Source organism: Streptomyces sp. NPDC055966, assembly GCF_042269865.1.
GTDB lineage: Bacteria > Actinomycetota > Actinomycetes > Streptomycetales > Streptomycetaceae > Streptomyces.
In genome coordinates this window covers 232,885-254,078 of record NZ_JBHJYK010000017.1, presented here as the reverse complement: position 1 = coordinate 254,078, position 21,194 = coordinate 232,885, and the positions used below count along the sequence as shown (strand labels likewise).

20 protein-coding genes and 1 pseudogene are annotated in these 21,194 nt (G+C 71.8%); 9 read left to right on the top strand and 12 right to left on the bottom strand.

The genetic code is table 11. The features are described 5' to 3' along the window. Positions 1–5: 5 nt before the first annotated feature. Complete coding sequence (locus ACFC8N_RS32390) at positions 6–974, top strand: DMT family transporter (protein ID WP_376291994.1); 969 nt, start codon at positions 6–8, stop codon at positions 972–974. 390 nt (positions 975–1,364) lie between these two features. Here ACFC8N_RS32390 and ACFC8N_RS32385 read toward each other — a convergent pair whose 3' ends face one another. From ACFC8N_RS32385 to ACFC8N_RS32355, 7 genes and pseudogenes are all read right to left on the bottom strand, one after another. Beyond that, positions 1,365–1,535 (bottom strand): hypothetical protein, encoded by a 171-nt coding sequence (locus ACFC8N_RS32385; RefSeq protein ID WP_356031619.1) that lies wholly within the window; start codon positions 1,533–1,535, stop codon positions 1,365–1,367. A gap of 114 nt (positions 1,536–1,649) precedes the next feature. Further along, positions 1,650–1,994 carry a hypothetical protein gene (locus ACFC8N_RS32380; protein WP_356031592.1) on the bottom strand — a complete coding sequence of 115 codons (345 nt, stop codon included), beginning with the start codon at positions 1,992–1,994 and terminating at the stop codon, positions 1,650–1,652. A gap of 339 nt (positions 1,995–2,333) precedes the next feature. Continuing rightward, positions 2,334–3,617 (bottom strand): phosphatase PAP2 family protein, encoded by a 1,284-nt coding sequence (locus ACFC8N_RS32375; RefSeq protein ID WP_376291990.1) that lies wholly within the window; start codon positions 3,615–3,617, stop codon positions 2,334–2,336. A gap of 186 nt (positions 3,618–3,803) precedes the next feature. Then, positions 3,804–3,980: pseudogene (locus tag ACFC8N_RS32370) on the bottom strand (hypothetical protein); the annotation flags it as partial. Further along, positions 3,976–4,116, bottom strand: coding sequence for a hypothetical protein (locus ACFC8N_RS32365; RefSeq protein ID WP_376292028.1), 141 nt, complete (start codon positions 4,114–4,116; stop codon positions 3,976–3,978). The pseudogene ACFC8N_RS32370 and the gene ACFC8N_RS32365, both read right to left, overlap by 5 nt. A gap of 112 nt (positions 4,117–4,228) precedes the next feature. Continuing rightward, the gene (locus tag ACFC8N_RS32360; protein ID WP_376291987.1) at positions 4,229–4,570 is read right to left on the bottom strand and encodes a hypothetical protein; all 342 of its coding nucleotides are present in this window, start codon (positions 4,568–4,570) and stop codon (positions 4,229–4,231) included. Then, positions 4,486–4,743 (bottom strand): TetR/AcrR family transcriptional regulator, encoded by a 258-nt coding sequence (locus ACFC8N_RS32355; RefSeq protein WP_376291985.1) that lies wholly within the window; start codon positions 4,741–4,743, stop codon positions 4,486–4,488. The genes ACFC8N_RS32360 and ACFC8N_RS32355 overlap by 85 nt, the downstream gene beginning before the upstream one ends. 294 nt (positions 4,744–5,037) lie before the next feature. Here ACFC8N_RS32355 and ACFC8N_RS32350 point away from each other — a divergent pair, with 294 nt between their 5' ends. From ACFC8N_RS32350 to ACFC8N_RS32330, 5 genes are all read left to right on the top strand, one after another. Then, on the top strand, positions 5,038–5,829 hold the full coding sequence (locus ACFC8N_RS32350) for a VOC family protein (protein WP_362817994.1): 792 nt from the start codon (positions 5,038–5,040) through the stop codon (positions 5,827–5,829). Between the two features lie 185 nt (positions 5,830–6,014). Beyond that, positions 6,015–8,555 (top strand): Helicase associated domain protein, encoded by a 2,541-nt coding sequence (locus ACFC8N_RS32345; protein ID WP_376291982.1) that lies wholly within the window; start codon positions 6,015–6,017, stop codon positions 8,553–8,555. Between the two features lie 197 nt (positions 8,556–8,752). After that, positions 8,753–10,489: a cytochrome c oxidase subunit I gene (gene ctaD / locus ACFC8N_RS32340; RefSeq protein ID WP_376292025.1), complete on the top strand. Its 1,737-nt coding sequence runs from the start codon at positions 8,753–8,755 to the stop codon at positions 10,487–10,489. A gap of 3 nt (positions 10,490–10,492) precedes the next feature. Continuing rightward, a complete protein-coding gene (locus ACFC8N_RS32335; protein WP_376291979.1) occupies positions 10,493–10,921 on the top strand; it encodes a hypothetical protein in 429 nt (142 codons plus the stop codon). Positions 10,922–10,953: 32 nt separating this feature from the next. Then, positions 10,954–11,544: a YdeI family protein gene (locus ACFC8N_RS32330; RefSeq protein WP_376291977.1), complete on the top strand. Its 591-nt coding sequence runs from the start codon at positions 10,954–10,956 to the stop codon at positions 11,542–11,544. A 35-nt stretch (positions 11,545–11,579) separates the two neighbouring features. Here ACFC8N_RS32330 and ACFC8N_RS32325 read toward each other — a convergent pair whose 3' ends face one another. Beyond that, positions 11,580–12,746, bottom strand: a complete 1,167-nt coding sequence (locus ACFC8N_RS32325) for an NAD(P)/FAD-dependent oxidoreductase (RefSeq protein WP_356031578.1) — start codon at positions 12,744–12,746, stop codon at positions 11,580–11,582. 1 nt (position 12,747) lies between these two features. Then, on the bottom strand, positions 12,748–13,218 hold the full coding sequence (locus ACFC8N_RS32320; RefSeq protein WP_376291974.1) for a hypothetical protein: 471 nt from the start codon (positions 13,216–13,218) through the stop codon (positions 12,748–12,750). 73 nt (positions 13,219–13,291) lie between these two features. On the opposite strand from ACFC8N_RS32320, the gene ACFC8N_RS32315 reads away from it, so the two are divergent. Beyond that, positions 13,292–13,885 (top strand): PadR family transcriptional regulator, encoded by a 594-nt coding sequence (locus tag ACFC8N_RS32315; protein WP_356031575.1) that lies wholly within the window; start codon positions 13,292–13,294, stop codon positions 13,883–13,885. A 256-nt stretch (positions 13,886–14,141) separates the two neighbouring features. Further along, complete coding sequence (gene ggt / locus ACFC8N_RS32310) at positions 14,142–15,992, top strand: gamma-glutamyltransferase (RefSeq protein ID WP_376291971.1); 1,851 nt, start codon at positions 14,142–14,144, stop codon at positions 15,990–15,992. A gap of 55 nt (positions 15,993–16,047) precedes the next feature. Here the strand turns inward: ggt and ACFC8N_RS32305 are convergent, their stop codons facing one another. Both ACFC8N_RS32305 and ACFC8N_RS32300 read right to left on the bottom strand, forming a co-directional pair. After that, complete coding sequence (locus ACFC8N_RS32305; RefSeq protein ID WP_376291968.1) at positions 16,048–17,154, bottom strand: NAD(P)-dependent alcohol dehydrogenase; 1,107 nt, start codon at positions 17,152–17,154, stop codon at positions 16,048–16,050. A gap of 25 nt (positions 17,155–17,179) precedes the next feature. Further along, on the bottom strand, positions 17,180–18,637 hold the full coding sequence (locus ACFC8N_RS32300; RefSeq protein WP_376291965.1) for an aldehyde dehydrogenase family protein: 1,458 nt from the start codon (positions 18,635–18,637) through the stop codon (positions 17,180–17,182). Positions 18,638–18,857: 220 nt separating this feature from the next. Here ACFC8N_RS32300 and grpE point away from each other — a divergent pair, with 220 nt between their 5' ends. Next, a complete protein-coding gene (gene grpE / locus ACFC8N_RS32295) occupies positions 18,858–19,409 on the top strand; it encodes a nucleotide exchange factor GrpE (protein WP_376291963.1) in 552 nt (183 codons plus the stop codon). Between the two features lie 505 nt (positions 19,410–19,914). Here the strand turns inward: grpE and ACFC8N_RS32290 are convergent. Further along, positions 19,915–20,862 (bottom strand): DUF998 domain-containing protein, encoded by a 948-nt coding sequence (locus tag ACFC8N_RS32290; protein WP_376291960.1) that lies wholly within the window; start codon positions 20,860–20,862, stop codon positions 19,915–19,917. Positions 20,863–21,194 lie beyond the last annotated feature (332 nt).

Genomic DNA, 21,194 nt, shown 5'->3' with positions numbered 1-21,194 from the left:
ACGCCATGAAGACACCTTCCGCTTCCTTCGCCCAGCTCTTGCCGGGCATGGTGGGGATGGCTCTGGTCGGCAGCAGCGTGACCGTCTCGCACACGCTCGTCGACGCCCCGCTGTTCACCACCCAGGCCGTCCGGTACGCCGCCGCGACCGTGATCCTCCTGGTCATGGCCCGGCTCACCGGTGCGCGCCTGCTCCGGCCGCGCGGCCGCGAGTGGCTGTGGCTGGCCGGGATCGCCGTCACCGGACTGGTCCTGTTCAACGTGGCCGTGGTCCGGGGCGTCGCCCATGCGGAACCCGCGGTGATCGCCGTCGCGGTCGCCTGTGTGCCGGTGGTCCTCGGTGTGGCGGGCCCGTTCCTGGAACGGCGCAGGCCGAGCCGGCAGGTCCTGTGGGCGGCGCCCGTCGTCATGGCGGGCGCGGTGCTGGTCGAGGGCACCGGCCGCACCGATGCCGTCGGAGTGGCCTGGGCGGTCCTGGCCCTGGGCTGCGAGGCCGCGTTCACGCTGTGCGCCGTGCCTGTGCTCCGTCGGCACTCGCCGTGGGGTGTGTCCGTGCACGCGGTATGGCTGGCGGCCGTGATGCTGGCCGCCCTCGGCGCGATGCGGGAAGGGCCGTCGGCCGTGGGCGAGTTGACCGGGTCCCAGTGGGCGGCGGTCGGATATCTGGCGTTGCTGGTGACGGCGGTCGCCTTCGTCCTGTGGTACTCGACGGTCCGCGCCGCGGGTTCCGGGCGAGCCGGGCTGCTCACCGGCATCGCACCGCTCGCCGCGGCCGCCGTCGGCGCCGTCACGGGCAGCGGCACGCCGAGTCCGTCGGTATGGCTGGGCATCGCCGTCCTGATCCTCGGCCTGATCGGCGGCCTGCGCCCACGCGACGTCCCCGCCGAAGAGGCCACTGACCCGAGCCGTTCGGCCACGGCCGGTCCCCCTCCCCCGTCGGCTCGCCGCCGACGGTCAACTTCCGCACGCCGGTGACGACTTCCCGCGGACACGCCGCCGACGGCCGGGGCGCCCACGCGTCGCGTCACGTCGCCGGCCGCGGCGGACAGCCTCAAGCAGGTGACGAACGGTGACGAACGAGGACGCGTGCCGCCGACGACACCCACCGACAGGTCGTACCGATCGGCGACACCGTTACGCCGCCCTGTCCAGCCCTGGACCACGACGGCGCACGACGGTACAGGCCGGGTTCGTCCGCCGACTCGGGACCCGGTGCAGGGCTGACGGCGGACCGGAGGGAGTGGTGGAAGGAGGCGGAGGAGGTCGTCGTGAGCGGTCGGCCGGGTCACTCCCCGGGCGCCCCCAGCAACTCATCCGGGGCCGGGCCCTCAGGGCATGCTCAGGAGCGCGGCAGGCAGAGGCCGGTCATGCCGCCCAGCCGCGCAGCGCGCTGAAGTCGACGGCCCGGTCCGCCTCCCGGTGAATCTGTACGCTCACGCGGTTGACCTCGGTGGGGACGTCACCCAACTCCTCGACGAGGCGGGCGTAGATGGGGGTCTCGCTCAGCATCCAGTTGGCGCCGTCGTGATGGTTCACTGCTGCAACACTCTCCCCGTTGGCTGACAAGGGCAGTCAGTGTACGGGGTGCTCCGAGGCACGTTCCGCGGTGGTGTGTGTCGAGGAGTCGACTCCCCCGGCTCCTGCGGCAGGTCAGTCACCCGGCCGGAATCGGAGCGCCGACCAGGTGTCGTCGATGGCGATCTGTCGCACGGGGCGCACGCCTTGCTCGGACAGGGCGGCCGCCAGGGTGTCGCGGTTCAGATCCGTTCCGAGCCTGCCGCCCTTCGGGTAGGCCACCCAGGCGAGGGCATCGCGCCGGGCGGCGCCGAGCGCGGCCTGCGCCCCCGCCCCGGGAAGGTCGCCGGCGGTGGTGACGAAGGCGAGCACGGCATCGGCGGAGGCCGCGTCACCCGTGGACTCGAACTCCAGCTGGACGTCGTCGGGCTTGCCCAGCACGACGACGCTCTGACCAGGCTTGATTTGCAGCTTGCTCATGACGGACACCCTCCGATCCTGCCATCCGGGGTACGGCGTCGCGCGGCAGGGGTTGGCGTGACACCGGATTCTGGCAGCTGCGCGCGGAGGGCTCCCCGGCATCGGCCGCTCGCGAGCAGGCACGGCTCCGGTCCCCCGGCTCCACACACGGCTGCGGCCGGGGCGTACTCCGACTTCGCCCCCCGAGTCGACCCGTCCACCGCTGAGCCTCGCGGCGCTGTCACGGTGACCACTCGGAAGCGAAGGCGGAAGGGGAACTCCGGACGCGCTGCTGACGTACCGGCTGAAGCCCCTGTGGACGCGGGAAGGAGCGGCACGACCGTGCGGGGGCGGCCGGTGTCAGACCGGTTCGGGTTGCGGTTCCGGTGTGCGCACCGGGGCGGTCTCCGGCTCCCACTGTCTGGTGGTCCGCAGGTAACCGACGATCACAGAACTCATCGCCGCGATGAGCAGCGGTCCGAACAGCCACGGGTGCTCGGCCATCTTCGTGGGCAGATAGCGGTACGACGCCAGGAGCGCGGCGAAGACGGTCGCCCCGTAGGCGACGAGCCTGCTGCCCGTCCGGTCCCAGCCGCGTGCGAACGCGCGCAGGGCCGCCTCGACCGTGAGCGCGAACACCGCGCCGGCGACGAGATCCACGCCGTAGTGGTAGCCGAATCCCAGCGTCGCGCCGAGCGTGGCGACGAGCCAGAAGGTGCCCGCGTATCGCAGAATTCGCGGGCCCTTGCGGGAATGCACGAAAATCGTGGTGGCCCATGCCGTGTGCAGGCTGGGCATGCAGTTGCGCGGGGTGATCTCGTCGAACGGTATGGGGTGCGGGGCGTTGATCGGCGGCGGTGTGTCGGGCCACAGGTTGGCCACCGCCCAGTTCCCGCCCTCGGCGCCGTACGCGAAGACCGGCCCGACCACCGGGAAGAGCATGTAGACGGCCGGCCCGAGGAGACCGATGACCAGAAAGGTCCGCACGAGATGATGGCGCGGGAATCGGCGCTCGGCGGCCACATTCCGCAGCTGGTACATCGCGACGACGACCGCGGCCACCGCGAGCTGGATGTAGACGTAGTCGAGAACGTGGGCACCGATCGGACCGGTGGCCCTGACGATCCGGCCCGCCACCCACGACGGGTTGCCCAGCGCGTGATCGGCGGTCGCCGCGTACTGGTCGAACACCGCCGGGCGGGTCTTCGAGGTGACGAGGAGCCAGGCGTCACCGGTCTTGCGGCCGGCCACCAGCAGCAGTCCCAGGCCGACGCCCTTCAGCAGCAGGACGCGTTCGCGCCCGGTACGGCGTGTGACGGCGATGACCGCATGGCCCAGAATCACCCACAACGCCCCGTTTCCGAAGGGATGTCCGTCGGTGATCCTGACATCGGCCGCCCAGCGCACCACCAGGAGCACGACGTCGATACCGACCGCGACACCGAGCGCGACGAACCGCTGCCGCCAGGTGAGCACCACCATCGTCAACGCCAGACTGGCGTAGAGCAGAAACCCTGATTTCGGCGGGAATATCACCTCTTCCGCCTGGTTGGTGATCGGTCCCGGCAGGCCGTAATGACGCGCGGCGATCTCCAGCGAGACGAGGAACCCGAGTGCCACCGCACCCGCCACGGCCCACAGCATCCCCCGTGGTCGGCGCCGATCAACGAACCTTGTTCTGCTGACTATTCGCGAAAGCACTCGCGATGTTCTGGATATCAATTATCTGGCCGATGTGTGAGTTGTCGATCAATAGGGCACTCGTCGTGCGGGGCGGCATGGCTTTCCGACGAGCGGCCGGCGAAGAGGTCACCTTCGCCGTGAGTTCGATCATGTTATCCGAGCGGTGCGGGTGGATTCCGTGAGCACCGGTTCGCACCACGTTTCCAGCGCTTCGTGCCGGCCGTCGCCCGTGGTGCCCGGCCAGGCGACGTAGCAGTCGGGGCGGAGCAGCAGGGCCGTTTCGAGGCGCGGGGAGGGTCGCGGTGCCGACGTGCGGCGCTCAGCGGCCCGCGTCGAGGGTGCCGGTGGGGTCCAGGAGGACCACGGCGAGGCCGTTCGCGCGGTGCTCGCCGGACGGTTCGGTGCGGCGTTCCAGGACCGGGGGGCGTGCGCCGGCCAGGGACAGCTCGCAGGCGAGCATCAGACCGGTCGGCCCGGCGCCCGCGGCAACGACGCCGATCATGGACAAGTTCCTTGACGGGCAGGGGACATCGGCCCGAGCACCTGCCGGGCTCTCCATCCGCAGTGGCTTGTCAGGGGGTGGGCAGGCCCGCCGTGAGCTGTGCGAGGGCGTCCGCGAGCAACGGCCCGACGGGGACCGGCGGATCGGTGCGGAGATGATGGGCCATGGCGGTGTTCGTCGCGGCCATGACCACGGACGCGACGAGGTGCGGGTACAGGTCCCGCTTCGGGTCGGTGCCGCTGCGGTCGGCGACCGCCGCGGCGATCCCGGCTTCGGCGACGGCCCCGGCGCGCAGCATCTCGCCTCGCAGTGCCGGCTCCGCGAGCATCATGCGCACGCCCGCCGTCCACTGCACGGCGCCGGCGACGGGGTGCTCGGCGGCAGCCGTGTCGGGCGCGAACTGCGCCAGCACCGCGCGGGTGAGGGCGTCCCACAGCGGTTGTCGAACGTGCGAGGCGAGACCCCGGCGGCCTCGGCGATGTCCTCGACCTCGACGTTGTCGAGCCCACGCTCGACGGTCAGCCGCAGCGCAGCCCGACTGAGCGCGGCGCGCGTCTCGGCCTTCTTCCGCTCTCGCAACCCCATGGAACGACGGCAGCGAAAGATGCGCACTACGCAAAGATGCGGGAAGCGCAGGAGTTGGGCGCGGGAGAACGTCCGCATCGTGCGACGGACCGGCGCGTCAACGCCCGCGCGCATCGTTGCCGCGAACGGGCGACGTAGCCCTGCCGTCGGACGGGAAGTCATTTCGCGCGACTGTTCCACGGCCGGACATCAGCAGCGGACCTCCGGTCGCGGGCGGTGTCTCAGGCGGCGGGTCGCGGTCCGACGTACGGGTGTCCGACCAGGCACCCCAGCAGAGAGAGTGGGGAGTGGCACATGCCCGAAGTCACCATTGCCTACCCGACCGGCGCCCCGTGCTGGGTCGATCTGATGGCGAAGGACCAGTTGGCCGCGCTGGACTTCTACTGCGACCTGTTCGGCTGGCAGGGACAGGCGGGGCTGGCCGAGTCCGGCGGATACGCGGTCTGCGAGCTGGGCGGCAAGGCCGTGGCCGGCATCGCCCCGGCCCCTCCCCCGGCCTCGGCCACTGAGGGGGCCTCGGCTCAACGCGCCATGTGGATCAGCTACTTGGCCACCGCCGACGCGGAGGCCACCCAGGACGCGATCACCGCCGCCGGCGGCACCCTGCTCATCCCGGTGATGGACGGCGGCGCGCTCGGCCGGATGCTGCTCGCCCGTGACCCGCAGGGCGCGGTGTTCGGGGTCTGGCAGCCCGGCGAGTTCTCGGGCGCACAGGTGGTCGACGAGTCCGGCGCGCTCGTCTGGAACGAACTGCACACCGACGACGTCCACGCTGCCACGCGCTTCTACCAAGAGGTGTTCGGCACCGGCGTCGAACGGACGCCGGGGACCGACTCGCGCTGGGCCCTCCAGGCCGGCGGGCGGACCGTCGGCGGCGTCACCCTGCTCGCCGACGCCCCGCCGGACACCCCGGCACACTGGCTGACCTACTTCGCCGTCGACGACGTCGACTCCACCGTGGATGCCCTGGTCAAGCGCGACGGCACCGTCCGCACCGCGCCCTTCGACACGGCCGCCGGCCGGATGAGCGTGGTCCGCGACCCGCAGGGCGCCCTGCTGGCCCTGCTCAAGCCGCCCACGCCGTAGCCGACCCGGCGCCGCCTTTATGTCATGTACTGCCCATCGGCTCCGCGGCGACCGGCACCGTCTCGTCGCACACGGCCGGTACGACCGTTGGATTAGGCTGCCTGGCATCGGACGGCACCTGTCGTCACGGAGTGTCCGGGCATCCGGTAGCGCCGGCAGTCGCGTCGAGCGGAGGGCCCAGGGAGATGGCTGTACGCGAGCTTCGTCCGCACCAGCGTGAGGCGGTGGACGCGGTGCTGCGCGCGCTGGAGGTGCCGGCCGGGGCCACGGTGCCGGAGCGCGGGCTCAGGACGCAGGTGGTCATGGCGACCGGGTCCGGCAAGACGCTGGTCGCGGTGCGCGGTGCGGAGGAACTGCGGGCGGGCCGGGTGCTGGTCCTCGTCCCCTCGCTGGACCTGCTGGCGCAGACCGAGGCCGCGTGGCGCGAGGGCGGGCGCAGGGGCCCGGTGATCGGGGTGTCCTCTCTGCGCGGGGACCAGGCGTCCTTCCCCAACACGACGGACGTGGGCGAACTGGTCGCCTGGGTGCGGCCCTTCGAGCATGTGACGGTGTTCGCGACGTACGCCTCGCTGGGGCTGGGCACTCTGGAGCGCGCGCACGCCGCCGGTCTGCCCGGGTGGGACCTCATCGTGGTGGACGAGGCGCACCGTACGTCGGGGCGGCTCGGCAAGCCGTGGGCGGTGGTGCACGACAACACACGCATTCCGGCGTCGCGACGGCTGTACATGACGGCCACGCCCCGGCTGTGGCAGCCCGACGACGAGGGCGAGGCCGTGGGGCAGGGTGTGCCGGGCGAACTGGTGGCCTCGATGGACGACGATCCCGACGGCCCGTTCGGCAGCCGGTGCTTCACCCTGACCCTGTCGACCGCCATCGACCGGGGCATCTGCGCCCCCTACCAGGTGGTGTGCGTCGACGTCACCGACACCCAGCTGCAAGCCGCCCAACTCCTCGGGATGGAGGGCCGTTCCGACGCCGTGCGCGGAGCCCGCCTCGCGGCACTGCAGACCGCGCTGGTGAAGGCCTGCGCCGAGGAGGATTTCCACCGCACCCTCGTCTTCCACCACCTGGTCAAGGAGGCCGAGGCGTTCGCCGCCGGCCTTCCGGACGTCGCCCGCAGACTGCACGCGTCGGAACCGGCGCGGTATCCGGAGCGGGTGTGGGCCGAGTGGCTGTGCGGCGACCACACGCCGCAGCACCGCCGCCGTGTCCTGAGCCGGTTCGCCCACGGCGGGCGTGACGACTGCACGCCCGTCGACAAGAGCTTTCTGGGGTCGGTGAAGGTGCTGGGCGAGGGCGTCGACACCCGCACCTGCGACAGCGTCTACTTCGCCGACGTCCGCGGTTCCCTGCCCGACCTCGTCCAGGCCGTCGGCCGTGCCCTGCGCATGCAGCCGGGGCAGGGCAAGCTCGCCTCCCTCGTCGTCCCCGTCCTCCTCGGCCCCGGGGAGACACCGGACTCCATGCTCACCTCCCGTGCGTACGACGGGCTGGCCAAACTGCTCACCGCGCTGCGGGCCCACGACACCCGCATCGTGGAGCGACTCGCCGAACCACAGGCGCAGAGCCAGGCCCAGGGCGTCCAGAGCCGCACCGCCGCGCAGGACGGCGAGGCCGGCGAGGACGACGGCCCGCTGTCGGCGCCGGCGCGAGCGCTGCTGAGGTTCAGCACGCCTCGCGATCCCGCGCAGCTGTCCGCGTTCATCGACCTGCGGGTCCTCAACCCCGAACACACCCACTGGCGGCGCGGCGTGGAGGCCTCCGTCGTCTACACCCGGCTCCACGGCGATCTGCGCGTGCCGTTCACCTATCGCGTCCCCGACAGCGACGGCCGGGAGGCCGAAGCGGAGTCGGAGCGGTGGCCGGCCCCGCTCGCGCGCTTTCCGCTGGGACAGTGGATCGCCGACGCCCGGCGCTCGCACGCGCGGGGCAACCTGGCCGCCGAACGCGTCCGGCAGCTGGACAAGCTGGGCATGGTCTGGTCGCACTTCGACACCGCGTGGGAGGAAGGCCTGGCAGCGGCCCGGGGGTGGGCCGCCGACAACGGGCACCTCCTGGCTCCGCGGGACGCCACCCACCAGGGCTACAAGGTCGGCATCTGGCTGAAGAACCAGCGGGCCGCCGCACGCAGGGCACGGCAGGACGAGCAACTCGGCGCCGGCGGAGCCCTATTGACATCGACGGCCGGCGCGCTGTCGACGGCACGTCGCGAGCAGCTCGATGACATCGACCCCTCCTGGTGCCCCGCCTGGCCGGTGGAATGGCAACGCTGCTTCCATCTCACCCGCCGGCATCTCGAAGCCGGCGGGGAACTGCCGACCGCTCCCGGCCTGGTCCTGGTGCAGGGCGAAGACCTCGGGCGATGGGTGCGCGCGCAGCGGCTCGGCTTCGACAGGCTGAGCACCGTACAGCAGTGGATGTGCGCACACGTCCTCGGCATCGAGCCCGCCGCCGAGGACGAGAAGCCCGCGCCGCGCCGCACCCACGCCGACCGATGGACCGTCAACTACACCGCCGCCCAGCAGTATTACCGGCGTGAGGGCCACCTCCGCGTACCCAGAAAGCACGAAGAACGCATCGTCCTCGGCTCCGGCCACGCGAGCGAGGACCGGCAGGAGCGTCTCGTCAAACTCGGGGCGTGTATCAGCAACCAACGCAGCAGGGCCGGAACTCTCTCCCCCGAGCAGGTCGATCGGCTGTCCGCCATCGGCATGCGCTGGACGTAGCCGAGGCGTCCGCACGCCCCCCCAGCCCCCGTCGGCCGCGCCGGACCGGAAGACGGGCCGTTGGGCCCCACCCGGCGGCCGGGGCCGGGTCGTTCGGCCCTATCGGGGCCGGGGGGCGGTGTGGCGATCATGTGGCGGCAGCCGGGAAGGGCTCGTCCATGTCCCCCGTCGAAGGCACTTCCCGGCTCGCCGCCGACATGAGCACAGGGGAAGGACGCCGTCCGGTGGACGAGGCACAGATACAGCAGGTGGGAACCGGGAGCCCGAAGGCCGGGGTACCCGTGGCCGGGAAGGCGGCCGGACGGACGGCACGAGCGGCGGGCAGACCGGCGTGGGCGCAGTGGCTGACGACCACCGACCACAAGAGGATCGGGACGATGTACCTGGTCACGGCCTTCGCGTTCTTCATCGTCGGCGGCGTGATGGCCCTGCTGATGCGCGCCGAACTGGCCCGGCCGGGTCTGCAGATCATGTCGAACGAGCAGTTCGACCAGGCGTTCACCATGCACGGCTCGATCATGCTGCTGATGTTCGCGATGCCGCTGTTCACCGGCTTCGCCAACTGGATCATGCCGCTGCAGATCGGCGCCCCGGACGTGGCCTTCCCGCGCCTGAACATGCTCGCCTACTGGCTGTTCCTGTTCGGCTCGTCGATCGCCGCCTTCGGCTTCCTGACGCCCGGCGGGGCCGCGGACTTCGGGTGGTTCCTGTACGCCCCGCTGTCGGACGCCATCCACTCGCCGGGCCTCGGCGCCGACCTGTGGATCATGGGCGTGGCCCTGTCCGGCTTCGGCTCGATCCTCGGTGCGGTCAACTTCATCACCACGATCGTCTGCATGCGGGCGCCGGGCCTCACGATGTTCCGGATGCCGATCTTCACCTGGAACGTGCTGCTGACCGCCGTGCTGGTCCTGATCGTCTTCCCCGTCCTGGCGGCCGCCCTGTTCGCGCTGGAGATGGACCGCAAGTTCGGCGCCCATGTCTTTGACGCCGCCAACGGTGGAGCCCTGCTGTGGCAGCACCTGTTCTGGTTCTTCGGGCATCCCGAGGTGTACATCCTGGCCCTGCCGTTCTTCGGCATCGTCTCCGAGGTGATCCCGGTCTTCGCCCGCAAGCCGATGTTCGGCTACATGGGCCTCATCGGCGCGACCATCGCCATCGCCGGCCTGAGCGTGACCGTATGGGCGCATCACATGTACGTCACCGGCGGCGTTCTCCTCCCGTTCTTCTCCTTCATGACGTTCCTGATCGCCGTGCCGACGGGTGTGAAGTTCTTCAACTGGATCGGCACGATGTGGAAGGGCTCGCTGTCGTTCGAGACACCGATGCTGTGGACCACCGGCTTCCTGATCACGTTCCTCTTCGGCGGCCTGACCGGCGTGATCCTCGCGTCCCCGCCGATGGACTTCCACCTGTCCGACTCGTACTTCGTCGTCGCCCACTTCCACTACACGGTCTTCGGTACGGTCGTGTACGCGATGTTCGCCGGATTCCACTTCTGGTGGCCGAAGATGACCGGCAAGATGCTCGACGAGCGCCTCGGCAGGATCACCTTCTGGACGCTCACGGTCGGCTTCCACACCACCTTCCTGGTCCAGCACTGGCTGGGCGCCGAGGGCATGCCCCGCCGTTACGCCGACTACCTGGCCGCCGACGGCTTCACCGCCCTCAACACCGTCTCCACCATCGGGTCGTTCCTGCTCGGTCTGTCGATCCTGCCGTTCTTCTACAACGTCTGGAAGACAGCGAAGTACGGCAAGCCGGTGGACGTCGACGACCCCTGGGGCTACGGGCGTTCCCTGGAGTGGGCCACCTCCTGCCCTCCCCCGCGGCACAACTTCGTCTCCCTCCCCCGTATCCGCTCCGAGTCCCCGGCCTTCGACCTGCACCACCCGGAGATCGCCGCACTCGAACTCGACGGGTCGGCGAGGTAGACCATGCCGCAGACCGTTCTCGCCCTGGGCGCCACGACCGTGACCGCCTCCGGCTGCGTCTGGTACCTGCCGGCCCTCGCCGACCTGCGTGCGGGGCCCGACCGGCCCGTGTCCCGGCGCAGGGCGGCTGCGGCCTGCGTCAGCGGCTGGAGCACCGGCGGCGTGATCGCCGTCCTGCTGCTCCTGGCCGAGGCGTGGTGGATCCCCTGCGCCGCGGCCGCCGCGGGCATGCTGCTCACGGCCGGCCTGCGGATCGGTGCGGCGGTGGCACGGCGGACCGAGTCGCGCGAATCCGCCCGGCACTGGGGCGAGTTGGGCCCCGTCCGCCCCTCGCCCCCGCCCGACCGCTCCCGGTACGTCGTGGCCGTCCTCTTCGGCACCGGCCTGGTGGCCGCCACCGTGGCCGCGGTCCTCAGGGTGCCGGGTGGTTGACCCGGTCCCGGCCGTGGCCTTTCATGGCGGACATGGCTGAGGGATCACGCAAAGCGGCGGATCCGGTCCTCTTCTTCGCCACACAGGAGGAGTGGGAGCGGTGGCTGGAGGAGCACCACGCGGATGTGCCGGGCATCTGGTTCAAGATTCCCAGGAGCGGCTCCGGGGCCGACGGCGTCGACTACGCGACGGCGCTGGAGTCGGCGCTCTGCTTCGGCTGGATCGACGGGCAGAAGAGGAAGCTGGACGAGCGGCACTGGCTCCAGCGCTTCACTCCGCGGCGCCAGGGCAGTAGGTGGTCGCAGATCAACCGTGCCAAGGCGACCGCTCTGATCGAGCGGGGCCGGATGCGGCCCGCCGGTCTGCGCGAGGTGGAGCGGGCCAGGGCGGACGGCCGCTGGGAGGCCGCGTACGCGGCGCAGAGCAGTGCGACGGTGCCCGACGACCTCCGGGCCGCCCTGGACGCGGTGCCGGCGGCCCGCGCCTTCTTCGCCACTCTGGACAGCCACAACCGGTACGCGATCCTGCACCGGGTCGAGGCCGCCAGGAAGCCGGAGACCAGGGCCGCGCGCATCGCGAAGTTCGTCGCCATGCTGGCCGAGGAGAAGAAGCTCCACCCCTGAGCCTGCCGAGGGCACCGCGCTCGCCGGACGTGTCCTCACCCGGCGACGGGGTCGTCCCAGCGGATCCGGTGGTCGTACTGCCAGGCGGTCCTCTCGGGAGTGGCGAGGCGGGCGAACAGGGGCAGGAGCGCGTCCCGCAACACCCGTCCCACGGGTCCCGCCGCCTTGCCGCTGTTGGTGCGGGCGGCCTGGGCGATGACCCGTTCGACCCGGGCACGGCGGCAGCGCTCGTAGGCGGCGAAGGCCTCGGGGTGGGGCAGGTCCCGCAGCGCACGGGCGAGTTCGACGGCGCTCTCCGCGGCGAGGGAGACGCCCTGGCCGGAGCTGGGCGAGGTGGCGTGGGCGGAGTCGCCCACGAGCACCATGCGGCCGCGGTGCCACTGCGGGACGTGCGGGAGATCCTCCATGGGGCCGGAGGTGATCAGGTCCTCGGGCCGGGTGCGCCGCAGCAGGTCCAGCGCGGGGACGGTGTCGTGGGCGAAGGCCTCGCCCAGCCGGCGCAGCCACTCCTCGTTCGAGGTCTGTCCGGTCTCCTGCCACGTCAGGTAGGGGTGGGGCAGGTTGGCGAACCAGACACCGGTGCCGTCGGCGAAGGTCTGGTAACCGAAGAAAGCCCGTCGGCCGAAGGCCATGTACATGCGGTCGCCGGTGGGTGGCAGCCCGGCGCCGTCGACGCGGGCGCCGAAGCCGAGGAGTCCCGAGTAGCGTGGCCGGGGAGCCGCCGGGTCGATCAGCCGCCGCACGGTGGAGCGCAGGCCGTCCGCACCGATCAGGATGTCGGCCTCCTCACTGGTGGTGCCGTCGGCGAAGACGGCCCGGATGCCGGTGCCGCTCTCGCGGACGTCGACCAGTCGGTGTCCGTGGTGGATCTGGACATCGTGTTCCCGGGCGAGGTCGTAGAGCCGCCGGTACAGGTCGGCGCGCCAGCTGAACTGCATGGGCTGACGGATCTCGGTGATCACCCGGCCCTTGTGGTTCTGGAGCACGATGGCGTTCATCGGGGCGCCTATCCGGTCGAGTCCGACCAGCCCGAGGGCGGCCCGGCCGTTGGGGGCGACGCCCAGGGCGCCGCCGACGCCGTCGGCGGTGCCGGTGTGGGACTCGTGCACGGTGGCCTCGATCCCGGCCCGGCGCAGCGCGAGGGCTGCGACCGGGCCGGCGATGCCGCCGCCCACGACGATCGCGGTGCGGGTGCGGGACATGTCAGCGGGTCCTCTCGCGGGTCGGGTCGTCGACGGTGGGCAGGCCGCCGTCGCGGTGGGCGCGGCGCAGGTCGTTCAGGTAGGTCCGGGAGCACATGGCGGTGAGCTGGGCGGTGCCGCCGCGGCGGATGCGGATCTCGCCGTCGCCGACCGCTCCGGTCAGCAGCAGCCGGGCCGGACCGGTGCCGGCTTCCGCGTCCTTGACCCGGCCGCGGCCCGAGAAGGCGAGGTCCCAGCTGTCCACGGCGACGGCGTCGGGCAGCAGCAGGGTGAGGGCGGCGGAGCTGAGGTCGAGCCGCACGGTGACCGGCTCGTCCCAGCCGATCCGCGGGGAGCGGAGGTCCAGGACGACGGTGGCGCGGCGGGCGCGTACGTCGAACTCGGTGGCCTCGGTCCAGTGTCCGAGGTGCTTCACGGTGGCGTGGTCCGCGTGGATGCGCTCGGCGGACGCGAGCGGGGTCGCTGTCGTCATGCATTGATAGTTGCAGTGAAACTAGTATCACGTCAACTAGTTCATCTGAGATTGGCTCGGGTAGGCTCCGGGCATGCGCAGCTCCCCTCTCGGTCTCACCGTCCTCTCGCTCCTGCACATGCGACCGCTGCACCCGTACGGCATCCAGCGGCTGATCAAGCAGTGGGGGAAGGACCAGGTCGTCAACGTCAGCCAGCGGGCGAGCCTGTACCGGACCATCGACCGGCTGCTCGACGCGGGGCTGATCGCCGTGCGCGAGACCAGCCGGGACCAGCAGTACCCGGAGCGCACGGTCTACGAGGTGACCGACGCGGGCCGCACCGCGACGCGGGAGTGGCTGCGGGAGATGCTGGTCGCATCGCGGGCGGAGTACCCGGAGTTCCCCGCGGCGCTCTCCTTCACCATGATGCTGCTGCCCCAGGAGGTCGAGGCCGACCTGTCCGCGCGCGCCGCCCAAGTACGGGCACATCTGGCCGAGTTGGAATCCGCGGCCGAGGGCGCGCGCGGACTGTCGCTGCCGCGGGTCACGATGCTGGAGGACGAGTACCGCCGGGCCGTCCTGACCGCGGAGCTCGACTGGCTCGACGCGGTCACGGCCGACCTCCGCTCGGGCGCGCTGACCTGGGACTTCGAAACGCTGGCGGCACTGGCCCAGGCCTCGTCCTGAACCGTTCGGCCCGGCCGGCGCCGACGCGTCGCCACACCGGGACCGCACGGGCGTCACGGCGGTCCAGCGTCCGGCGCGAGCCCAACTGCCCGGCACCAGTTGACCCGTGCCGCGCCCCTTACCCCGGGAAACCTCAGATCTACCGCAAACCTTGATCGACACGGTTGCCCGGCCCGCAGCTGTTTGCCAGGGTTTCGCGCACCCCCCACCTCCCCGTCATCGACCCCCTCGCAGGAGGGGCGAATCCGGAGGACCCGTGACGACCCGTCGTACCCTGGTGACCGCCGCGTCAGCGGCTCTGTTCACCCTCCCCCTGCTCCCCCGCACCGCCGCCGCCTCGTCCTCCACCGCGCGGCGGGAGCCGTCGCCCGGTCTTCGGTCACCCGCGAAGCAGGCCGTCGCCGTCGGCAGCGGAGGTGCCGTCTCCAGCGTCAACGCGTATGCCACGCAGGTCGGTATCGACGTGCTGCGGCGTGGCGGCAACGCCGTCGACGCGGCCGTCGCCACCGCCGCCGCGCTCGGTGTCGTCGAGCCCTACTCGGCAGGTGTCGGAGGCGGCGGCTACTTCGTCTACCACGACGCCCGCACCGGTGCGGTCCACACCATCGACGGCCGGGAGACCGGCCCGGCCCGCATGCGGTCCGACTCGTTCACCGACCCCGCCACCGGCAAAGCGATCCCCTTCGACGAGGCCGTCAACTCCGGCCTGTCCGTGGGCGTCCCGGGCACCCCGGCGACCTGGCAGCAGGCCCTCGACGCATGGGGCACCCTCTCCCTGGCCCAGGCGCTGCGCCCGGCGACCCGGATCGCGGACGACGGCTTCGTCGTCAACGACCAGTTCCGGGCCCAGACCCAGATGAACGAGGCCCGGTTCCGCGACTTCACCCCGACCGCCCAGCTGTTCCTGCCGAACGGCCAACTGCCCGTGGTCGGCACCCTCTTCCGCAACCCGGACCTGGCCCGCACCTACCGGGAGCTGGCCCGGTCCGGCGTGGCCGCGATGTACCACGGCGCCATCGGGCGCGACGTGGTGCGCACCGTCCAGCACCCGCCGGTGGCCCAGGGATCCAAGCGCACCGTGCGCCCCGGACTGATGGAGCGCTCGGACCTCGCCGCCTACCGGGCGATCCTGCGGGAGCCGACCCACACGACCTACCACGGCCTGGACGTGTACTCCATGGCACCGTCCTCTTCCGGCGGCACCACGGTCGGCGAGGCGCTGAACATCCTGGAGAACCTCCACCTGTCGCCGGCCGACACGGTGCAGGCGCTGCACGACTACCTGGAGGCCAGCCGGATCGCGTTCGCGGACCGCAACCGCTGGGTGGGCGACCCGGCGTTCTCCGACGTCCCGGCGAGGGAGCTGCTGGCCAAGGAGTTCGCCAAGGACCGCGCCTGCCTGATCCGCCCCACCACGTCGCTGACCAGCCCCATCGCCCCGGGCGACCCGCGCAACCCGACGGGCTGCACCGCACCGGGCAGGGGCAGCCAGGAGCCGTACGAGGGGCCGTCGACCACCCACCTGGTGGCCTCCGACCGCTGGGGCAACGTCGTCTCCTACACGCTCACGATCGAGCAGACCGGCGGTTCGGCCATCACCGTTCCCGGCCGCGGGTTCCTGCTCAACAACGAGCTGACGGACTTCGACTTCACCCCCCTCCAGGAGGGCGTGCCGGACCCGAACCTGCCGGGCCCGGGCAAGCGGCCGCGCAGCAGCATGTCACCGACGATCGTGATGCGCGACGGCAGGCCCGTGATCGCCGTGGGCTCGCCCGGCGGCGCCACCATCATCACCACCGTCCTCCAGACCCTCGTCAACCGCCTCGACCTCGGCATGAGCCTGCCGGAAGCGGTCGCCGCGCCGCGCATCTCGCAGCGCAACCGCACCACGACCGAGGCCGAACCCGCCTTCCTCGACTCCCCCGAGCGCTCCGCCCTGGAAGCCCTCGGTGAACAGTTCGTGCTCGCCCCGCCGGCCTTCACCCCGTCACCCGAGATCGGCGCGGTCGCCGCGCTGGAGTTCGGAGCCCGCGGGAAGGTCACGGCGGTGGCCGAGCCGAAGCGGCGCGGCGGCGGCGCGGCGATGGTGGTCCACCCGACCTCCTGAGTCCTCGTCGGGCCCCCGGTCGGCGTGGCGTCTCGGCTTCGGCGTGCGCGAGCGTTCAGAAGGTGAGGACGGGCTTGATCGTCCTGCCCGCGCTCATGTCCCGCACCGCCTCGTTGATGTCCGTGAACGGATAGGTACTGATGAGACGGTGCAGCGGGAGCCGCCCCTCCTTCACGAGCCGGACGAGGGCGGGGATGAGGGTCTGGGTCTCGCTGTCGCCCAGGGTGAGGCCCACGATCCGCTTGCCCGGCAGCAACCCGTTGACGTCCAAGGCGACTTCGGTGCCGAAGGGCGGAGCGCCGACGACGACCAGGGTGCCGCGGGCCGCGAGCGCGTCGGCTCCCTGGCGCAGTACGGCGACGTTGCCCGTGGTCTCGACGACACCGTCGGCCCCCTGCCCGTCGGTCAGCAGCGCGAGTGCGTCGCCGAGGTCGGTCTCGGCCGCGTTGACGGTGTGGGTGGCACCCAACTCCTCGGCGAGCTTGAGGCGTTCGGTGAAACGATCGACGGCGATGATCCGGGTCGCGGGGGTGAGGGCGGCGGCCATCACCGCGGACAGCCCCACGGCTCCGGCGCCGAGCACGACGAGTGTGCTGCCCGCGCGGGGGGTGAGCACGTTCCACACGGCGCCCACCCCGGTCTGCACACCGCAGCCCAGCGGGGCGACGGAGCTGAGCGGCACGTCGGGGTCGACCTTCACCAGGCTGCGCCGGTCCGCCAACGCGCGTTCGGCGAAGGAGGACTGGCCGAAGAAGTGCCCGCCGAGCGGGATGCCGGCGCGGCTGACGGTGCTGGTGCCGTCGGCGCGCCGGCCGCCGACGAGGTTCAGCGGGAGCCAGGTGGCACAGTACGCGGGGTGCCCCTCGCGGCAGTTGCGGCAGCCCCCGCAGGAGGTGAAGGACAGCAGCACGTGGTCGCCGGGCCCGACGTCGCTCACACCCGGGCCTACGGCCTCGACGACACCGGCTCCCTCGTGGCCGAGGACACCGGGCAGCGGGAACGGCAGGCCGCCGCTCGCCACGCCGAGATCGGTGTGGCACAGTCCGGCGGCGACCATGCGGACGAGGGCCTCGCCGGGCGCCGGGGTGTCGAGTTCGACGTCGGTGAGGGTGAAGGGCGCTCCCCCGGCCTCGACCACGGCGGCACGCGTGGTGGTGGTCATGCGGTGAACTCCTTTGCTCGGGCGATCAGTCGAGCGAGACGACGACGGACTTGACCTTGCTGTAGGAGGCGAGGGCCTCGGGGCCGTACTCGCGGCCGAATCCGGAGTCCTTGACCCCGCCGAAGGGGACGGCGGGGTCGAGCACGGCCCAGTCGTTGATCCAGACGATGCCGGCGTGCAGTTGCTCGGCGACGCGGTGGGCTCGGGCCAGCCGGCTGGTCTGAACACCCGAGGCGAGGCCGTACGGCGTGGAGTTGGCGAGCGCCACCGCCTCGCCCTCGGAGTCGAACGGCTGGACCGTGAGGACGGGGCCGAAGAGCTCCTCCTGGACGACACGGGAGTCGTTGGAGAGGCCGGTGATCACCGTGGGCCGGTAGTAGTAGCCGCCGTTCAGGTCGAGGCGCTCGCCGCCGACGACCACCCTGGCGCCCTCCTTGCGGGCCAGTTCGACGTACTCCTCGACCTTCTTGAGGTGCTTCTCCCCCGCCATCGGTCCGACGACGGTCCTCGGATCGCGCGGGTCCCCGACGGGGACCTGCGCGACCGCCTCGGCAAGGATGCCGACCAGGGTGTCGTGCACCGGCCGGGCGACCAGCAGCCGGGGGCCGGCCATGCAGAACTGGCCGGTGTTGAAGACGAACCCCTTGATGATCGCGCCGACCGCCTTCTCCAGGTCGGCGTCCTCGAAGACGAGGTGGGCCGCGTTGCCGCCGAGTTCCATCATGACGGTCTTGAGTCCCTCGCCCGCGACGCTCGCCACGTGGCGGCCGACCGCGGTGGAGCCGGTGAAGGCGACCTTGTCGATGCCGGGGTGGCGCAGCAGGGCCTCGCCCGCCACCGGGCCCGTGCCGGTGACGACGTTGACCACCCCGTCGGGAACGCCGGCCTCCTGCAGCAGGCGGGCCATGCGGAGGGCGCTGAGCGGGGTCTCCTCGGCGGGCTTGTGCACCACGGTGTTGCCCGCCGCGAGGGCCGGGGCCAGTTTCGAACCGGCCAGGATCAGCGGGAAGTTGAAGGGCGTGATGGCGGCGACGACGCCGAGCGGCTCCCGGCGGGTGTAGGCGAGGGCACTCAGGGGCGTGTCGCGGGTGGCGCCGTCCTGGCTCTGGGCGAGGGAGGCGTAGTACTCGTAGTCGTCGGCCGCGTTCGTCACGTCGACGGCGCCGCACAGGGAGATCGGCTTGCCGACGTCGAGGCTCTCCAGGGCCGTGATCTCCTCGGCGTGTTCCCGGATCAGCTCGCCGACGCGGTGCAGCACGCGACCGCGTTCGCGGCCGCTCATCCGCGGCCACGGTCCGCGGTCGAAGGCGTCCCTGGCCGCGCGTACGGCGGCGTCGACGTCACCGGCACCGGCCTGCGCGACGGTCGTGACGACCTGTCCGGTGGACGGGTCGACGACCTCCATGCGAGCGCCGTCCGTGGCCTCGCGCCACTGGCCGTCGATGAACAGGTGCCCGGGGTCGATGTCGAAGGTGGTCGTCATGGCCTGCTCCCCAGCGTTGATCGCCCGATCGCTGAAATTTCAACCAACAGGATTCCTGTTGGTCTGGAGTCTGGTGAGCGACAGGTTTCCTGTCAATGGTTCGGGACTCGCCTTCGGTGGCTCGCTACCGTTCGAGGGCCCTTGACATGAAACGGCCCACGTTCTATCCAGGCTGTGAGGAACGTGATCCGGAGGTGAGCCGACGATGGAGCGGGGCCGGTTGCCGGACCCGGATTCCGCCCGGCTGCACGGCCTGCTGGAGGAGCGCACGGCCGACCTGCAACGGGTGAAGGCCGAGTACGACAACTACCGCAAGCGGGTGCACCGGGACCGGCTGGCCTTGGGCGATGCCGCCGTGGCCAACGTCCTGCGCACCCTGCTGCCCGCCCTGGACGCCGTCGACCGCGCCTGCGCGCACGAGGCCATGACACCGGGGTTGCGGGACATCGCCGACACCCTGCGAACACAGCTCGGATCCCTGGGAGTCGAGGCCTTCGGCGAGGAGGGCGACGCCTTCGATCCGGCGTGCCACGACGCCCTCACCCATCACGCCTCCCCGGACGCGGACCGGCCGATCTGCACGAAGATCCTGCGCACCGGCTACCGCCACGGCGCCCGACTGCTCCGTCCGGCCACTGTCGAGGTCACCGGGCCGCAGCCACCCGCGGCCAACCCGCTCGGGCCCGATCCAGGGCACCGGCCATTCGGCGCGACAGCGCACGCAGCCTGCCCGAGCCTCACGTGTGCAGGGCCTGATCATCGACGTCAGTGACGGCCTCGGCTGGCGCCAGGGTGTGGAGGCATCGAGCATCGGCGCGGCCCGGCGCAGCCTCACGCCACGGCCTCGCCCTCCCGACCGTCCGTCCTTCGCGGATACGGCGAGCAGGCAGAACGGAGCGGACGGCCCCAGCTCGACGCACGCCACGTGGCTGCCGGGCCGCCACCGCCACGAGGTCCCGTCCGCCGTGACCGCGCGTGCGGAGGCACACGACGCCGGGGACACGGAGGCCGCCGCGCCGCACCCCGCGCAGGGCCCACCACCCGTCCCCTTCGACCGCCCCCCGTTCCCTTCAACCGTCACCCGCCGCACCGCGGCCAGCGGCACACACACGTCCCCGTGTCGCATGGCCACCCGCTCCCACCGGACCTGCCGGACGACCAGCTCATCACCGTCGGCCAGGATGCGTGCCCGGAGTTCGCCGAGACACGGCGCCTCACCCTCCGGTGCGGCGCCCATGAGACCGTCCGTGGCGACCACACCGCCGAGCCATGGACGGCTACTGCCCGTCCTGGAGGTCCGAAGAGGGCCGGGGCCGGTGGGACGGACCAGACGGGCGGCCGGGAGTCACATAGCCGTGGACACGCGTGGACGGCGTATCGGAGAGCTGCGGGGCGAGAGGCCCGGCGGCGGCGAGGGCGGCCTGCGCACCATCCCGGTCACCGCGGCCGGAATCCCCCTCCCGGTGCCCCGGCGGCGAGCCCGCACGGCGGGCCTCGACGGCGAGGAGGACGAACCAGACGGCGACGCTCACGAGGTGGATGCGCTGGGCGATGCCCTGGCCGCCGGGGTGTCCCAGATAAGGGCCTACGGTGGCGATCGCCGATGCCATCGACACCGGCATCAGGTACGGCGCCCACCGGCCCGCGACCTGTCCCGGACGGCCGGGGGCAGCACTGGCCGTGACAGCGCGGTCCGGGACAGGGCGGTCCTGATCAGGACGGCGCACCGCAAGGCCGAACAGCGCCATGGACATGAACAGCGCGCATTCGACCAGACCGCTGGTGGTGGTGTGCTGGAAGTTGTCGGGCGGGCAGCCGTGCTCCACCGACGGCGCGCATCCCATCGGCAGCAGCACGTCCAGGACGGAGCAGCCGCCGAACACCCCGACGGCGCTCCAGCCTGCCAGTGTCAGGCCCCATGGCGCGGAGCGGGCGGCCAGCGCCGCGGCGGCGATCAGTATGGCTGCGCAGGAAAGTTCCACGGTGCCGAACAGCACCCGGTGCGGCTGATCCGCCGCGAAGGTCTCGCTGACATAGGAGCTGGCCTGCGGCAGACCGGTGGTCACAAAGAACTGGAGCAGCCAGTCGTTGTAGAGAACGGCAGCGACGCACAGCAGCGCCGACGCGGCCGTCGAAGCCGCGCCCCGCGCCGGACCCCATGTCACATGAACCAATTCCGTCGAGCTCGCACCGGTGCCGTTGCCGTCCGAAAGTCGTACGGTCATTTCCGTCATTACCGCCCATACGGTACGCGACGGCGCTGCGGACACGAGGGATCGACGTGCGTGGTGAATTCCCGGCACGACCGCCGGTCCGGTCGCCCTCGGCTGGAAGGCGACCGACGACAAGGCCCTGCGCTCGGCGCGACTGCTGCCCCCGGCAGCTCCCGCACGTCCTCGCCGGCCTTCACTCCCGTACTCCTCCCGGAGACCTCCGCCACCGGAACCGGCACCTGGATGTCTCCATCAAGTAGCCGGAACCAGAGCCGAGTTCATCATGCGCGGTCGCCCCGGCAGTCCCAAGTCCGTGGCTGCCGGGGCGATCTCATGAGGAGGTC

Bases quoted from the DNA above. Each gene is read 5' to 3' on its own strand.
- ACFC8N_RS32320 (WP_376291974.1), bottom strand. From the start codon at position 13,218: ATGACGACAGCGACCCCGCTCGCGTCCGCCGAGCGCATCCACGCGGAC.
- ACFC8N_RS32380 (WP_356031592.1), bottom strand. From the start codon at position 1,994: ATGAGCAAGCTGCAAATCAAGCCTGGTCAGAGCGTCGTCGTGCTGGGC.
- ACFC8N_RS32290 (WP_376291960.1), bottom strand. From the start codon at position 20,862: ATGACCGTACGACTTTCGGACGGCAACGGCACCGGTGCGAGCTCGACG.
- ctaD (WP_376292025.1), top strand. From the start codon at position 8,753: ATGAGCACAGGGGAAGGACGCCGTCCGGTGGACGAGGCACAGATACAG.
- ACFC8N_RS32345 (WP_376291982.1), top strand. From the start codon at position 6,015: ATGGCTGTACGCGAGCTTCGTCCGCACCAGCGTGAGGCGGTGGACGCG.
- ACFC8N_RS32315 (WP_356031575.1), top strand. From the start codon at position 13,292: ATGCGCAGCTCCCCTCTCGGTCTCACCGTCCTCTCGCTCCTGCACATG.
- ACFC8N_RS32365 (WP_376292028.1), bottom strand. From the start codon at position 4,116: ATGCTCGCCTGCGAGCTGTCCCTGGCCGGCGCACGCCCCCCGGTCCTG.
- ACFC8N_RS32390 (WP_376291994.1), top strand. From the start codon at position 6: ATGAAGACACCTTCCGCTTCCTTCGCCCAGCTCTTGCCGGGCATGGTG.
- ACFC8N_RS32300 (WP_376291965.1), bottom strand. From the start codon at position 18,637: ATGACGACCACCTTCGACATCGACCCCGGGCACCTGTTCATCGACGGC.
- ACFC8N_RS32330 (WP_376291977.1), top strand. From the start codon at position 10,954: ATGGCTGAGGGATCACGCAAAGCGGCGGATCCGGTCCTCTTCTTCGCC.
- ACFC8N_RS32350 (WP_362817994.1), top strand. From the start codon at position 5,038: ATGCCCGAAGTCACCATTGCCTACCCGACCGGCGCCCCGTGCTGGGTC.
- ACFC8N_RS32335 (WP_376291979.1), top strand. From the start codon at position 10,493: ATGCCGCAGACCGTTCTCGCCCTGGGCGCCACGACCGTGACCGCCTCC.
- ACFC8N_RS32375 (WP_376291990.1), bottom strand. From the start codon at position 3,617: ATGCTGTGGGCCGTGGCGGGTGCGGTGGCACTCGGGTTCCTCGTCTCG.
- ACFC8N_RS32325 (WP_356031578.1), bottom strand. From the start codon at position 12,746: ATGTCCCGCACCCGCACCGCGATCGTCGTGGGCGGCGGCATCGCCGGC.
- ACFC8N_RS32355 (WP_376291985.1), bottom strand. From the start codon at position 4,743: ATGGGGTTGCGAGAGCGGAAGAAGGCCGAGACGCGCGCCGCGCTCAGT.
- ACFC8N_RS32305 (WP_376291968.1), bottom strand. From the start codon at position 17,154: ATGACCACCACCACGCGTGCCGCCGTGGTCGAGGCCGGGGGAGCGCCC.